Source organism: Ruegeria sp. AD5, from assembly GCF_056542345.1.
This window is the reverse complement of record NZ_JBQFZR010000002.1, coordinates 289916-305161: the sequence shown is the minus strand read 5'-3', so window position 1 is coordinate 305161 and position 15246 is coordinate 289916. Positions and strand designations below refer to the sequence as shown.

General features: G+C 55.3%; 14 protein-coding genes. 13 read left to right on the top strand and 1 reads right to left on the bottom strand.

Annotated elements, in window-relative coordinates; all coding sequences use genetic code 11:
• The first annotated feature begins 5 nt into the window (after positions 1-5).
• The 10 genes from guaA (at position 6) to ACR0JG_RS09975 (ending at position 10078) form a co-directional block, all read left to right on the top strand.
• Positions 6-1565: a glutamine-hydrolyzing GMP synthase gene (gene guaA, locus ACR0JG_RS10020; RefSeq protein WP_480569473.1), complete on the top strand. Its 1560-nt coding sequence runs from the start codon at positions 6-8 to the stop codon at positions 1563-1565.
• A gap of 57 nt (positions 1566-1622) precedes the next feature.
• Entirely contained in the window at positions 1623-2213 is a 591-nt protein-coding gene (locus tag ACR0JG_RS10015) for an acyltransferase (protein WP_170610382.1), read from the top strand.
• A gap of 187 nt (positions 2214-2400) precedes the next feature.
• Entirely contained in the window at positions 2401-3288 is an 888-nt protein-coding gene (locus ACR0JG_RS10010) for a DMT family transporter (RefSeq protein WP_480569470.1), read from the top strand.
• Positions 3289-3425: 137 nt separating this feature from the next.
• Entirely contained in the window at positions 3426-4652 is a 1227-nt protein-coding gene (locus ACR0JG_RS10005) for an OmpP1/FadL family transporter (protein WP_170393255.1), read from the top strand.
• An 82-nt stretch (positions 4653-4734) separates the two neighbouring features.
• Entirely contained in the window at positions 4735-5646 is a 912-nt protein-coding gene (locus ACR0JG_RS10000) for a DMT family transporter (protein WP_480569467.1), read from the top strand.
• A 49-nt stretch (positions 5647-5695) separates the two neighbouring features.
• Positions 5696-6568 carry an ATPase gene (locus ACR0JG_RS09995; protein WP_170562988.1) on the top strand — a complete coding sequence of 291 codons (873 nt, stop codon included), beginning with the start codon at positions 5696-5698 and terminating at the stop codon, positions 6566-6568.
• Positions 6569-6606: 38 nt separating this feature from the next.
• Positions 6607-7524 (top strand): homoserine O-acetyltransferase MetA, encoded by a 918-nt coding sequence (metA, locus tag ACR0JG_RS09990; RefSeq protein WP_170393257.1) that lies wholly within the window; start codon positions 6607-6609, stop codon positions 7522-7524.
• A complete protein-coding gene (locus ACR0JG_RS09985; protein WP_480569464.1) occupies positions 7514-8467 on the top strand; it encodes an alpha/beta fold hydrolase in 954 nt (317 codons plus the stop codon). The genes metA and ACR0JG_RS09985 overlap by 11 nt, the downstream gene beginning before the upstream one ends.
• A 49-nt stretch (positions 8468-8516) precedes the next feature.
• Entirely contained in the window at positions 8517-9386 is an 870-nt protein-coding gene (ppk2, locus tag ACR0JG_RS09980; protein WP_480569461.1) for a polyphosphate kinase 2, read from the top strand.
• Between the two features lie 77 nt (positions 9387-9463).
• Positions 9464-10078 carry a TetR/AcrR family transcriptional regulator gene (locus ACR0JG_RS09975; RefSeq protein ID WP_480569458.1) on the top strand — a complete coding sequence of 205 codons (615 nt, stop codon included), beginning with the start codon at positions 9464-9466 and terminating at the stop codon, positions 10076-10078.
• Positions 10079-10090: 12 nt separating this feature from the next.
• Here the strand turns inward: ACR0JG_RS09975 and ACR0JG_RS09970 are convergent, their stop codons facing one another.
• Positions 10091-11308: a tetratricopeptide repeat protein gene (locus ACR0JG_RS09970; protein WP_480569454.1), complete on the bottom strand. Its 1218-nt coding sequence runs from the start codon at positions 11306-11308 to the stop codon at positions 10091-10093.
• Between the two features lie 239 nt (positions 11309-11547).
• Between ACR0JG_RS09970 and ACR0JG_RS09965 the strand changes: the two genes are divergently transcribed.
• From ACR0JG_RS09965 to ACR0JG_RS09955, 3 genes are all read left to right on the top strand, one after another.
• On the top strand, positions 11548-11826 hold the full coding sequence (locus tag ACR0JG_RS09965) for a hypothetical protein (RefSeq protein WP_480569452.1): 279 nt from the start codon (positions 11548-11550) through the stop codon (positions 11824-11826).
• Entirely contained in the window at positions 11823-13463 is a 1641-nt protein-coding gene (locus ACR0JG_RS09960; protein WP_170595801.1) for a sulfatase-like hydrolase/transferase, read from the top strand. Before ACR0JG_RS09965 ends, ACR0JG_RS09960 begins: the two co-directional genes overlap by 4 nt.
• 99 nt (positions 13464-13562) lie before the next feature.
• Positions 13563-15230: a sulfatase-like hydrolase/transferase gene (locus tag ACR0JG_RS09955; RefSeq protein ID WP_480569449.1), complete on the top strand. Its 1668-nt coding sequence runs from the start codon at positions 13563-13565 to the stop codon at positions 15228-15230.
• Positions 15231-15246: the final 16 nt, after the last annotated feature.

Genomic DNA, 15246 nt, shown 5'->3' with positions numbered 1-15246 from the left:
CAATCATGACCCAAGACAGCCATGACCGCCTTTTGATCATCGACTTCGGCAGCCAGGTGACGCAGCTTATTGCCCGCCGCTTGCGCGAACTGAACGTCTATTGCGAAATCCACCCCTACCAGAACGTCACGATGGATTTCGTGCGAGAGATGGCGCCCAAGGCCGTCATTTTTTCGGGCGGCCCTGACAGTGTTACGCGCGAGGGTTCACCCCGCGCCCCGCAAGAGATTTTTGACTACGGCGTGCCGATCCTGGGCATCTGCTATGGTCAGCAGGTGATGATGCATCAACTGGGCGGCAAGGTTGAAAGCGGGCACGGCACCGCAGAATTTGGCCGCGCATTTGTTACTCCGAATAATCGGCTTGATATCCTCGATGGCTGGTTCGCCGAAGGTGGCGAGCAGGTCTGGATGAGCCACGGCGATCATGTAAGCGAAATCGCTCCGGGTTTTGAGGTGTTCGGCACTTCACCCAACGCGCCGTATGCCATCACGGCCGACGCCTCGCGTCATTTCTATGCGGTGCAATTTCACCCCGAGGTTCATCACACACCCAAGGGTGCAAAGCTCTATGAGAATTTTGTCAAACTGGCAGGGTTCAAGGGCGATTGGACCATGGGGGCTTATCGGGACGAGATGATCCGCAAGATCCGCGAACAGGTCGGGGACAAAAAAGTCATTTGTGGCTTGTCTGGCGGTGTCGACAGCTCGGTTGCGGCGATCCTGATACATGAGGCGATTGGCGATCAGCTGACCTGCGTGTTTGTCGACCATGGGCTGCTACGCAAGAACGAGGCTGCCGAAGTCGTCGGCATGTTCCGCGACAATTACAACATCCAGTTGATCCACGCGGACGAAAGCGAACTGTTCCTGGGTGAACTTGATGGTCAATCCGATCCTGAGACCAAGCGCAAGATTATCGGCAAGCTGTTCATCGACGTGTTCCAGAAACACGCCGACACAATCGACGGCGCCGAGTTCCTTGCTCAGGGCACCTTGTATCCAGATGTGATTGAATCCGTGTCGTTTTCAGGCGGTCCATCTGTGACCATCAAATCGCACCACAATGTGGGTGGCCTGCCTGAAAAGATGGGCCTGAAGCTGGTCGAGCCTCTGCGTGAACTCTTCAAGGACGAGGTCCGCGCGTTGGGCCGCGAGTTGGGCCTGCCCGACAGCTTCATCGGTCGCCATCCCTTCCCCGGCCCCGGCCTTGCCATCCGCTGTCCGGGTGAGATCACCCGCGAAAAGCTCGAGATCCTGCGCGAAGCCGATGCCATCTATATCGACCAGATTCGCAAACATGGTCTGTATGATGAGATTTGGCAGGCCTTTGTCGCCATTCTTCCGGTGCGCACGGTCGGTGTCATGGGGGATGGACGAACATACGATTATGCCTGCGCCCTCCGCGCGGTCACATCCGTCGATGGCATGACAGCGGACTACTATCCGTTCAGCCACGAATTCCTCGGTGAAACCGCCACGCGTATCATCAACGAAGTCAAGGGCATCAACCGATGCACGTACGACATCACCTCGAAACCTCCCGGAACGATTGAATGGGAATGATTATTCCCCCTCGGCAGTGCTGAAATGCACCGCATTTGACGGGAGAAGGACAATTCGATGAGCAACTACTCAGTACATGAAACGGCAATCGTCGATGAAGGCGCGCAGATCGGAGATGGCTGCCGAATCTGGCATTGGGTGCACATCTGCGGCGGTGCCAAACTGGGCCGAAATGTTTCACTCGGGCAGAATGTCTTCGTTGGGAACAAGGTCATAATTGGCGACGATTGCAAAATTCAGAACAACGTTTCTATCTATGACAACATCACGCTGGAAGATGGCGTATTCTGTGGGCCGAGCATGGTGTTCACGAATGTGTACAACCCGCGTTCATTGATCGAGCGAAAGGCCGAATACCGCAATACTCTGGTAAAGAAAGGGGCCACGCTGGGCGCCAATTGCACGATCGTTTGCGGTGCTACAATCGGGGAATACGCTTTTATCGGCGCAGGTGCCGTTGTTAATGCTGACGTGAAGCCATACGCACTGATGGTGGGCGTCGCTGCCAAACAGATTGGCTGGATGAGCGAGTATGGCGAGCAGTTGGATTTACCTCTCACTGGTCGTGGTGAGGTTACCTGCCCTCATACCGGTGCTCGATACGTGTTGAACGGCGATTCGGTCAGCAAAGCTCTGCCAACCATCTGAGTATCAGTGCCAGCGCGCTGACCGGTTAAGAACCCCCTTTATTTGCGGGTTCGCGTCAGAATACTGGCATCATCTAAGCCGCTCACCCAAAGCGATCATAGACGGCCAGACTTACATTTAGCCTTGCTTCATCGGGTAAAACGCAATCTATTCAGCCCGTTGCACCACGGCACATGTAAGAGATCTCATGAACAGCAATAAAATGCAGATCGGTAAGGCGGCGCTGTGGATGACAGGGGCGATCGCCTCATTCACATCGATGGCCATTGCCGGCCGCGAGCTGAGCGTGACGCACGACACCTTTGAGATCATGTTCTATCGCAGCCTAGTTGGTATCTGCGTGGTGGCAATCGTCCTCTCGGCTTCACGCAAATGGCATCAGGTAACCACCGAACGTCTTGGTTTGCATGGTGTTCGAAACGTGTTGCATTTCACCGGGCAGAACCTGTGGTTCTATGCAGTAACGGTGATCCCGTTGGCCCAGGTCTTTGCACTCGAATTCACTCAGCCCATCTGGGTGATCCTGCTGTCCCCACTGCTGCTGCACGAGAGGTTGACCGCTTTGCGTCTGACCGCAGCCCTGATCGGATTTGCCGGGATTCTCATTGTGGCCCGTCCAGGGGCCGCCACACTTAGTCCCGGCGTTATTGCTGCGGCCGCATCTGCGATTTTTTTCGCGTTAACAGCAATATCGACCAAGTCCTTAACGCGCGCAGCCAGCATCGGATGCATTATGTTCTGGCTTACTTTGATGCAGGCCGGTTTGGGTCTGGTTGCATCAGGTCTGGATGGGCAAATCACACTTCCAACCTTAACGACTGCGCCGCTTCTTTTGCTTGTCGGCTTGGCAGGCCTATTGGCCCACTACTGTATTACCAATGCCCTGGCCATCGCGCCTGCGACCGTGGTCGTGCCGTTTGATTTTGCACGCCTTCCGACCATCGCGATCCTCGGGATGGTCCTTTATCACGAGCCGCTGGATCACTGGACGCTGCTGGGGGCCGTGGTGATCTTTGCCGGGATTTTCCTGAACGTTTGGTCCGAGAACCGTAGCAATTCAGCAACACCCGCATAGAGCTATTTTGCTGAATAACGCTCCGTCACCGGTTGACCCAATTTTAAAGTTTAAGACAGTAAAAAGCGGTAACGAGGCCGAATACGCCCAATGAGGATGCGTATAACAGGCAATTTGGACAGTGTAGGGAGGAATATATGAAACGAGTGTTGTTGCACACATGCGCGTTGTGCATTGGGGCAACCGCGGCGCAGGCCGGCGGCCTAGACCGAAGTGGGCAAGGTGTTAACATCCTGTTCGAAGAGGGATCTGTCGTGCAGTTTCGGCTTGGGTATACAAAGCCGGACGTAAGCGGATCGATGGAGGATCAAATCCCGACGAGCCCGACGTTTGGGGAAACGATTGACTCGGGCAATGTCTCGAACAGCTTTTTCACACCGCATCTGGCATACAAGACTTCTTTGACCGAAAAGCTCGACTTCGCGCTGGTTTATGACGAGCCGTTTGGCGCGGATATCGACTATTCTTCGGATTATCCCTTGTCGCAGAATGTCTTGGCTCTGGCAGGTCTTCCCGGAGCAACAACTGACGTGCTTCGCGCAAAAGCAGATACCGATGCGATCACGGCTTTGCTTCGCTACAAATTGGATGGTGGCTTCAGTGTTATCGGTGGTCTCCGCGCCCAGCGTCTGAAAGCAAGTGTTTCAGTTCCGATCGCTGGTGCAAGCACAACACCATTTGCGTCCGGCGGATACCGCGTTGAAACCGATGCCGAGATCGATTTCGGTTACGTTGTCGGTGTTGCTTGGGAACGGCCAGATATCGCCGCACGGGTCGCTCTGACCTATAACTCGAAAATCACACATGATCTATCGCAGACCGAAGCGAACGATGCCATCACGGGAATTGTTCCACCCGGCATACCCGTCGTGGGTCGCGTCAGCGCTGATTCATCGACCGAGGTTGTGACGCCTCAATCGGTCAATCTCGATTTCCAGACAGGTGTCGCGCCAAAAACCCTGTTGTTTGGTTCGATCCGTTGGGTTGACTGGCCGCAAACCGTGTACGCACCGCCGGTCTATACTGGTCTGACAGGTATTAACCTGGTCGACTACGAAGAGGCGACATGGACCTACTCACTGGGTCTCGGCTATCAGTTCAGCGAAGAATTCTCTGGCGCGGTAACGCTGGGTTACGAGAGCTCTCAGGGGAACTCGGTCTCGAACCTAGGCCCGACCGATGGGTTCTGGAGTATCGGTCTGGGCGGCACTTACTCTCTTGAAAAGGCCAAGATTTCCGGTGGTGTACGCTATACGGATATTGGGGATGCCACTGCCAACGGTACTGGCCCCGATAACCGTGCCACGTTCACTGGCAACAGCGCATGGAGCGTTGGTATTCAGGTGACTTACGCGCTGAACTAAAGCAGATGCAAATGTGCATATTAAGCCCCGCCATCTCGGTGGGGCTTTTTCGCATGTTTCGGGTCGATATGCTGATTGAGAGATGCCAGAACAAGCCATGACTTCTCAGAAAACACTCACAGCTCGCACTTGGTCCGAATTGATACTGCTTGGTGTCATTTGGGGAATGTCATTCCTTGCGATCCGAATCGCACTTGATACGATTCCCGTCATAACATCAGTTTTCCACAGGGTTTTTTGGGCAGCGCTGGCGTTGTGGATCGTCATCATCTTTCAACGCCAACCGGTCCCGAGCGATCCCAAGGTCTGGGGTATTTTTCTGATCATGGGGCTGTTGAACAATGTCCTGCCATTCTCGCTTATGGCCTGGGGGCAGCTCTATGTCGAAACTGGGCTGACATCGATTCTGAACGCTGCCACCGCGATCTTCGGCGTCCTTTTAGCGGCCTTGTTTTTTCGCGACGAGAGGCTGACCAAAACCCGCCTCCTTGGCGTAGGGCTTGGGTTTCTGGGCGTTTCAATCACAATTGGCCTCAGACAGTTTAGCAACCTAAACCCAAGCAACCTGGGTCAGGTTGCGATCCTGGCTGGCACGCTTTCTTATGCGTTTGCAGCCATCTGGGCTCGCATCCACATGAGCGCCCTTCCCCCTCAGATCGCCGCGGCAGGTATGTTGACCGGATCTGCGATCCTGATGACGCCTGTTATGTTGTTGGTCGATGGAGTTCCAACCTTCACCCTGCCCCTGCAAACCTGGCTGGCAATCGCCTATTACGCCCTGCTGGCAACAGCCGGAGCCTATTTGCTGTACTATCGGGTGCTGCAACAAGCAGGCAGCGGCAATGTTCTGCTCGTAACGCTCATCATTCCGCCAATCGCAATCCTAATGGGTGCTTTGGTGCGCGATGAAGCTTTGCCACCACGTGCTTTTATTGGTTTTACGGTACTGGCGATCGGCTTGCTCATCCTCAGCCGATCTCGCCGACGCGATTGACGCCGCCAGCGGCCCGTTTTAGCTAGGGCAAAACAAGGGACGGCGGATTATGATCTACAACTCGGCAACGGACTGGCGTCAGGCTGCGCGAAAGAAGGTGTTGTTCTTCGGTATGTCCGGGTTGGGAAAATCCTATGTCTCAAACACGCTGCGAGATGCCGGGGACTGGTTCCACTATTCAATCGATTACCGCATCGGCACCCGCTATATGGGCGAACATATCGCGGACAATGCCAAGGCTGAGGCGATGAAAGTACCCTTTCTCCGCGAGCTTTTGCTGTCGGATTCAATATATATCGGGTCGAACATCACGTTTCAGAACCTGACCCCGGTGTCGACTTATCTGGGCAAGCCGGGCAATCCCGATCTGGGAGGCCTTGAAATCTCGGAATATCAGCTGCGGCAAGACCAGTTTCGTCAGGCCGAAATCCATGCCCTGTTGGATACCAAGTATTTCATAGACCGGGCCAATCGTCTTTATAGCTATCCACACTTTATCTGCGATACCGGCGGGTCAATCTGCGAATGGGTAGAGCCTGACAATCCAAATGACCACATTCTGACCGAATTGTCGCGCCAGACCCTGATGATCTGGATCAAGGGCGATGAAGCCCACACTGAAGAACTGATCAAACGCTTCGACAAGGCACCAAAGCCTATGTCCTATAAGGCAGAGTTCCTGCAGAGGGTTTGGGACGAATACCTCGCCCTCAACAAGTGTTCCGGCACCAAGGTTGATCCGGATGCATTCATCCGCTGGACCTATGCGCAAGCGCTGGCGCACCGGCAGCCACGCTATGAAGCGATGGCCCGAAATTGGGGCGTTACAATAGCAGCCGATGACATCGCCAAAGTGCGGGATAGTGGCGATTTCGATGAGTTGATCGAACGCACCCTTGAGACCCGCCCCAACCCCGCCTAAGTTCCAGACTTCCTTCGCAGTTTCAACAGCGTGACCAAATGCCGATCAAAATCCCCTCCGACCTGCCCGCCTTTGAAGTCCTGACAAATGAGGGCGTCATGGTCATGGCTGATGATCAGGCCGCACGGCAGGATATTCGCCCCCTTCGGATCGGCCTGTTGAATCTGATGCCCAAGAAGATTCAGACCGAAAACCAGTTCGCACGCCTGATCGGAGCGACCCCGCTACAGATCGAGCTATCGCTGATCCGTATGACCGAACATCAGACCAAGAATACCGCAGCCGAGCATATGGCCGAATTTTATCACCCCTTTCAGGAGGTGAAGGACCAGAAGTTCGATGGTCTGATTATCACCGGCGCCCCAATCGAGCATCTGGATTTCGCCGACGTCACTTATTGGGATGAAATCCGCGAAGTGTTCGAGTGGACCCAAACCAACGTGCATTCCACATTCGGCGTCTGCTGGGGCGGCATGGCAATGATCAACCATTTCCACGACGTTGAAAAACACATGCTGGATGCGAAGGCCTTTGGCTGCTTCCGGCACCGGAACCTTGCGCCCGCGTCTCCATTTTTGCGTGGTTTTTCTGATGATTGCGTGATCCCAGTCAGCCGTTGGACTGAGATGCGGCAATACGAGATCGATGCGGTTCCTGATCTGATCACCCTGCTTGGCAGTGACGATGTCGGCCCCTGCCTGATCGAAGATCCTGTGCACCGGGCGCTCTATATCTTCAACCACTTTGAGTATGACAGCGATACGCTTAAACAGGAATATGACCGGGACATCGCAAATAACACGCCGATTAACGTGCCGATCAACTACTATCCGGACGATGACCCAAGCCAGAACCCTCAGAACCGCTGGCGCAGCCACGCGCATCTGCTTTATGGTAACTGGATCAATGAAATTTACCAGACAACCCCGTTTGATATGAGTAAGATTGGCCAGTAAGCTTTTGATATCACTCAGCGTTGCGCTTGTGGGTCTCGCCCTTGTGACCGCATGGCGCAGCGCGCAGCGTGAAAGCAGCGCCGAGGCTTCGTTTCCGCCAGAAGGCCAGATCGTCGATGTCGATGGCGTTGCAGTCCATGCCGTCGTGATGGGCGAAGGGCCGGATGTCGTGCTTATCCACGGGTCAAGCGGAAACACGCGCGACATGACTTTTGCGCTGGCCCCAATTCTGGCCGAGACCTATCGCGTCATCGTCTTCGACCGCCCGGGTCTTGGATATTCAGATAGCTTTAACTCCGACGGCGAAACTATTGTCGAGCAAGCGGAAATTTTGCAACAGGCCGCATCGAAACTAGGCGCGGAAAAACCGATCGTCGCCGGGCAAAGCTATGGCGGTTCGGTTTCACTTGCCTGGGCTGTCACCCGGCCCGACAATATCGCAGCGTTGGTCCTGATCGCTCCGGCGGCGATCCCGTGGGAAACACCTCTGGACGCTTTCAACACTATCGGTGCGACAACAGCGGGCAACGCACTTGCCTTGCCATTGGTCAGCGCATTTGTTCCCGACTGGTTCGTCACGAAGGCATTGGACCAGGTGTTTGCACCGCAAAAAGCCCCCGAAGGATATGCCAAGCATTTCGGGCCGGGCTTGACCATGCGCCAGTCTTCGATGCACGCAAATGCCAAACAGCGTGCAAATCTGCTGGATGAAGTCACTGAACTTCAACCCCGCTATGGCGAGATTTCCGTGCCAACCGAAATTGTCCACGGTACCGCGGATACCACTGTCGGGCTGGACTGGCATTCCGAGCGCCTGATCGAACAAATCCCCGGCGCTGAGCTGATCGAGTTGGACGGTATCGGACACATGCCGCAGGTCGTGGCAGCCCCAGAGGTTGCCGCTGCAATCGACCGCGCAGCCGAGCGTGCGGGTTTGCGTTAAGCCCATCCGTAATTCATAGTAAGTTATGGATTTTATGGCGAGGCCGTGCATGACCCAATCAGACCCGGACACAATCGAGAACTATTTTCATAACCACGCCCCAAAACCCATACGCTCAACCATTGAAGAGGCCAAGAAGGGCGAAATTCTAAACCCGACCTACCCCTACGCCAAAAAGCTGAAAGGCAAGGAATATGATCAGCAGATGGAGGATCTGCAGATTGAGCTGGTCAAGATGCAGCGATGGGTCAAAGAAAACGACCAGCGCATCGCCATCCTGTTCGAAGGCCGTGACGCCGCCGGCAAGGGTGGAACCATCAAGCGGTTCCGCGAGAATTTGAACCCACGCGGGGCGCGGAACGTGGCGCTCAGCAAACCCTCGGACGCGGAACGCAGCCAATGGTATTTCCAACGCTATATCTCTCACCTCCCTTCGGCTGGCGAGATCGTATTTTTCGATCGCAGTTGGTATAATCGGGGCGTTGTCGAAAATGTCTTTGGCTTTTGCACGACAGAAGAGCGGGAACGGTTTTTCAGGCAGGTTCTCCCTTTGGAAACCGGGTTCAGCAATGATGGCATTCACGTTTTTAAGTTCTGGCTGAATGTCGGACGTGCCGAGCAGCTGAACCGCTTCCTTGCCCGCGAAACCGACCCGTTGAAGCAGTGGAAACTCAGCCCGATCGACATCGCAGGCCTGCACAAATGGGACGAATACAGTCAGTCGATCACCGAGACCCTGACACGCAGCCACTCAGAAAACTGCCCTTGGACGATCATTCGATCAGATGACAAGAAACGCGCCCGGCTGGCAGCCATTCGCACCGTGCTAAGCCAGCTGGACTACGAAGGCAAAAACCTGGATGTGGTGGGCACGCCGGACAAAAAGATCAGTGGTGGTCCAGAAATCTGGGATGCCTGAGTGAACTATAACGCAATGCCCGCGCTGGATTAGCCCCTGGTCGCTGCATATATAAAACAAAACGCGCTGAGGCCGGGATGACGAAACGCGGATATCACCACGGAAACCTAAAGCAAGCCCTGATGGAGGCCGCCCTGTCCCTGATCGAACAGAAGGGACCGACCGGTTTTACCTTGTCTGAGGCTGCAAAGACCGCTGGGGTCACTCCGGCTGCGGTCTATCGCCATTTCGAGGGGCGCGAGGACCTGATCGCCGAGGCTGCACGGCAGGGATTTGAGATGTTCGCCGACCTGATGAAATTTGCCTATGACAAAGGGCAACCCTCGGCGCTTGCGGCGTTTGAGGCCACGGGCCGCGCCTATCTTGCCTTCGCCCGTAAGCACCCCGGCTATTATATCGCGATGTTCGAAAGCGGGATTTCAATCAATCGTACACCGGAACTGGCGCTGGCCGCGAACCGGGCCAAAAACGTGCTTGAAAAGGCCGCCAGCGATCTGTCGCAGCATATCCCGCCGGAAAAACGCCCTCCCGCATCGATGTTCAGCGCCCATATCTGGGCCATGAGCCACGGGGTAGTCGAACTTTTCGCCCGCAATACCGGCGCAAGTTCCCCCTTCCCGCCCGAAGACCTTCTGGAAAGCGGAATTGGGATTTATCTGCGCGGTCTGGGTCTGGTCGAGCAGGACGAATAACGACCCCACCAGTCAGTCACTTTCGGGGGTTGTCCCGCTGTTGACCAACGGCACCCCCGCCGCCCTCACCCCTGCAATAAGGGCGTCGACTGGTTGTGGCTCTTTGAATACCCGGCGTTTCAAGGCCTCGAGCGGAAAGCCGGGCCATGTTTTCTGGTACACATTGGCGAGGCGGCGCGCCTCGACCTGTTCTCCGTTGTTCCAATGTGCGGCCATCAGATAGGCCGCTGAAATCGGCCCAAACGGTCCTCCGCGCTCGATCGTATCCTCGTAGGTGCGGATCGCCGCTGCATAGTCTCCGGTATGAAAATACGCGGACCCCAGCACATTGCCAAAGACAAGCCCGCCGCTGCGTTCTGCGAGCTCTTCATACCAGTTAGACTGTGCGAGGATTCGTTCGAAATTCAGGGTATAGAGTGAAATAAGCGCATCAAACTCAGCGACATGCGGATCGGTGGGAGCCAGATCAACAGCCCTGCGAGACAGCGCCGAGGCCCGATCGTAATTGCCTAGTGCAAATTCCAGCCAGGCCCGCGCCGAAAGCGCCCAGGCCGCATCGGGTGCAATATCCATCGCATAGGCGCTTTTTTCATCGGCAGACCTCAAATACTTTTCTGCATCCTGTTCAAAGAACAACAAAATGGCCAGCATGGTCTCGACCTGTGCCGCTCCGGCATAGCCGCAGAAAAAGAGTGGATCTCGTTCAATCGCCGTCTCAAAAATCAGCAAAGCCGGTTGCAGGCGCGATAGGTCAACGACGGGGAACATCACATCGCGGCCAGCACTACAAAGGTTTATCGCTTCTACCCGCGCGGGAGATACGTCATAAATCGCGCTTTGCCCTCGGCCCACAGCGCTGCGAGGCTCATTCTTTGAGTAATAGCCTGATACCCAGATGCCTAAGCCAATCAAAGCCAGAAAGAACGCGATGACCAACGCGCTTCGCCGAATGCCCTGTGGGTTCTGGGCTTGCGAACTCCCCAGCGTAAATTCGGGTGCATAGCTACCGACAGGCAGTGAAATCACCACGGGATCAGCTTCGCCATCACCTCCGTAGTAAGCTTTTAGCTTTCGCCTGACACGACCCGCATCAACGCGCACAACCCCTTCCCGTTTGGTCAAGTCGTCGGCGCTGTAACCATAAACATCCATGGCAATGGTCTTGGCGCGGATCTCATCCGTGCGGCCGGCAAGCGCTTCGGTCACGACATAGTTAAGAAAGGCCCGCATTCGGGCAGATCCTTTGAAACCACCCGAGGCCAAAACCCGCCCAAGGGCACTTCGCACCTCCTCATCCGAGAAAGAAGGCGCTGTGTCACGTTGTTTGTTATCCCCCCGGGAAATCAAGAACTATCCTTTCATGACAATGGCTTGACCCCATGGTGCTACGGTAGCATGCGGCTTTATACGTTCAAGTCATATTCTAGGGAACGCATGCTTTACGAGCAATTTCCACGAAGGCAACGCGGATGGACGAAGAAGACTTCTTTGACGCACAATTCCCGGGAACCTCCGTTCTGATGCGAAACATGCGCGCCCAAGACAGTGAGTTCGACCGGATTTGCCTCGATTATCAGGAGATGATGACCGAGCTGGCACAGTCTCCTCTTTCCGACACGGGCGTTCGCCCTCGGTACCTCGCGGATCTGGCGGAAACCGTTACTGATTTGCGAAGCTCTATCGAAGCAAAGCTGTCAGACGTTCCGGGTACGCTTGGGCATATGGATAAAACGAAAGGCTTGAAATGACCCTGAAACACATTTTGCCCGCGCTAATCCTGACTGCAGGTTCGGCATATGCCCAACAGAACCCGATTATTCACGATGGTGAGTTCGAATTTCTGCGTGCCCAGTTCGGCGCGGTCTGGGATGCCCAGGACATTGAGATTGACGCGAAACTGGCCGAAATCCGCGACGCAAACGGGGGCAAACCACCCAATATCCTGTACATCCTGATCGACGACATCAGCTTTGGTCAGATGGGTGATCGCAAGATGAACTACGTCATGGGCATCGAAACGCCCAGCATCAACCAGTTCGCCACCGAAGGTTTGTCGCTGATGCGAATGTACACGGAACCCTCGTGCACGCCGACCCGCACGGCAATGCTGACGGGGCGACATCCGGTGCGTGCCGGTGTGACAGAAGTCAAAGTGGCTCTGGTAGGCGAAGGCCTTCCAGCCAGCGAGGTGACCCTGCCCGAGATCCTAAAAGAGGTTGGCTACAACACCGTGCATGTCGGCAAGTGGCACCAAGGTGATATCGAACAGGCCTACCCCCACAACCAAGGTTTCGATTGGGCCGCCTTCCCCCTGCATCAACAAGTTCAACTGAGCCTCATGACCCCCGAGGCGATGCGCGCGAATAACATGCTTGGATACGTGCCCGAGGGGCAGAACAATCAGTTTCTGCTGGATGAGCGTTTCAAACCCTACGGGCTGGTGACCGGTGTCGAGGCAGAAGCAGGCGGCACCGCTCGAGAGGTGGATATGTCACCGGGCGAGGTCTGGACCCAAGCCAAGTATGAAGCCATGAACGAGAGGTATCAGCGTCAGGCTCTTGAGCAATTGGAGCGTGCCGCAGCCGAGGAAGAACCGTTTTTCCTGCAATATTGGCCGCTCTACCCGCTGAATTTCGTTTATGCCGAGAACGCAATCTCTCGCAACGGCGGGTTTCATGCTGACAAACTGCAACTACTGGATGGCTGGATCGGTGACCTGCTGGTCAAGCTCGAAGAAACCGGAGAAGCCGACAACACGGTTGTGGTTTTGATGGCCGACAATGGACTGATGTACCACTACGAAGGAACTTCGGGGCTCAATCAACTGATCTATCGTGGCGGTAAGACCCAACATCTGGAAGGTGGCGTACGCACGGATGCATTCATTCGCTGGCCCGGAGTAATCGAGGCTGACAGCGCCGCCGGAGATATCTTTCATGTGTCTGATATCTATACCACAATGGCTCGGATCGCAGGCGCGACTGATCATATCCCGCGCGACCGCATCATCGATGGTGTCGATCAGACCGCCCTGCTGCTGAACGGTGAAGGCAACGGTCGCCGCGATTATGTATATGTCTATGAAGGCCCGGTTTTGCGCTCGGTGGTCAAGCAGGAATTCAAAATGCACCTGCCCGCGCCCGGCCAACCCGGAGCGGCGGCCCCGACCTTCAACATCTATCGTGATCCACGCGAACTGCACCCTTTGGTCGGTTACTCACTTTGGGCCGGAGCGTCGTTTCAGGACATGATCAAACGCCATCAGAAGATGATCGCGAAACATCCACATTCCGAAATCGGGCGCGGCATCCCCTACGAGGGCATCGACAACCTGCGTCCGGAATCTGAACTGGCTCGCGATGTGTTCACGAGCTGGCAGCAGTGAAGGCTACAGAAATTCCTGTTTAAATATGATAATGTTTTAATGTGAAATCAGCGGCAGGAGTGTTTGCGTTCCGCCCAGTACATGATCGGGGGATATCGAATGAAGATTTCAGGGGTATTGGTTTTATTCGCCAGCCTTGCCGCGCGCAGCACGTTCGCGCAAGAAAACCCAATCCAACACGATGCCGAATTCTATATCTTGCAAGCACAGCGCGCAGAGCAATGGGCCCAGGATGATATGGCTGTGGATGAAGCCCTGGCTGCATTTCGCGAAGGCAACAACGGTAAGCCACCGAACATCATCAGCGTTCTGATCGATGATCTGGGATTCGGCGACATGGGGATACCCGAGTTGAACGCCGTTCGGGGTTACTCGACGCCGAATATCAACGATTTCTCCGACGACGCGATGCGCATGGTTCGGATGTATACCGAACCCTCTTGCACCCCTACTCGCGTCGCCCAAATGACAGGGCGGCTGCCTGTACGCATGGGAATGGGTGATACCACCGTTGATATTGCCGGCTTTGGACTGCCGGGGGCAGAAGTGACGTTGGCCGAAGTGCTGAAACAGGTTGGTTACGCAACCAGCCATGTTGGCAAGTGGCACATGGGAGATATCGCGGAAAGTTGGGCGATGAACCAAGGCTTTGACTATGCGCAACACGCCATTCACCAGCAGGGTCAGCTGACGATTTTCAATGATGATGCAATCAAAGAGCAGGTCTCGGTCGCGATCAGAGATTATGATGACAAATACACGCTGGACGGTTGGTTCAGGCCGGACGCCTCAGCGATGATGACCGTCATCGAAGGCGAAACGGGCGGTCCAATTCGCGAAATTCGGATGGAGTCAGGTGAGCGCTGGAATGCGGCCAAATACGATGAGATGAACCAGGCCTTTCAGGACAAAACCTTGTCAGAGCTTGAACGTCTTGCCAGCGACGATACCCCCTTTTTCCTGCAGTATTGGCCGATGATCCCTCTGGATAATACCCGCGCCGGACGTTCTGGTCCCGAAAGCGCGAATGGCGGTCTCTATGTCGACAAGATGCAACTTTTGGATCAATGGCTGGGTGATTTGTTCGCCAGCATGGCAGAGTTGGGGGTCAGCGAGAATACCATCGTCATCGTTATGGGGGACAACGGCCACTTTACCAAATACGCCCCGCAATCGGGCTATACTCCGATGATATATGCTGGTGGCAAAGGGGATACGACTGAGGGCGGCGTTCGGGTAGACGCCTTTATTCGCTGGCCGGGGATGATTCAGGCAGATGGTTTGCTGAACAGCATCATTCACGTTTCGGACCTTTATACAACGCTTTCACGTTTTGCGGGGGCCGAGCAATACATCCCGCGAGATCGTCTTGTGGATGGCGTCGATCAATCCGCAGCGCTATTGTTTGCGGACGAAGCCAAAGCGCGCAGAGATCACGTGATCATCTATTCGGTGAACAAACCCGAGGCGATCGTGAAGGACCAGCTTAAGCTCAAACTGCCGGGAGCCGGGGAAAGCGCTATTCTGGCAAAGTTCTTTGATCTCTACCGGGACACGCGCGAGGAATATTCAGTCTCGACCGAGGTTGGCGCCTGGGGCGGGCAGGAATTCGCACGCATCCTTGGCCGACACATGGCCCGCAAAGAGAAATTCCCCGACACGCCACCCGCGTATGGCGTGCCCTATAAAGGGATCGAGAACCTGCGCCCCGAAACCCAACAAGCGGTCGAGGCTTTCCTGATCAAAAGCCAATCCCCGCAGCAATAGCACGGTGTCGCCGTCG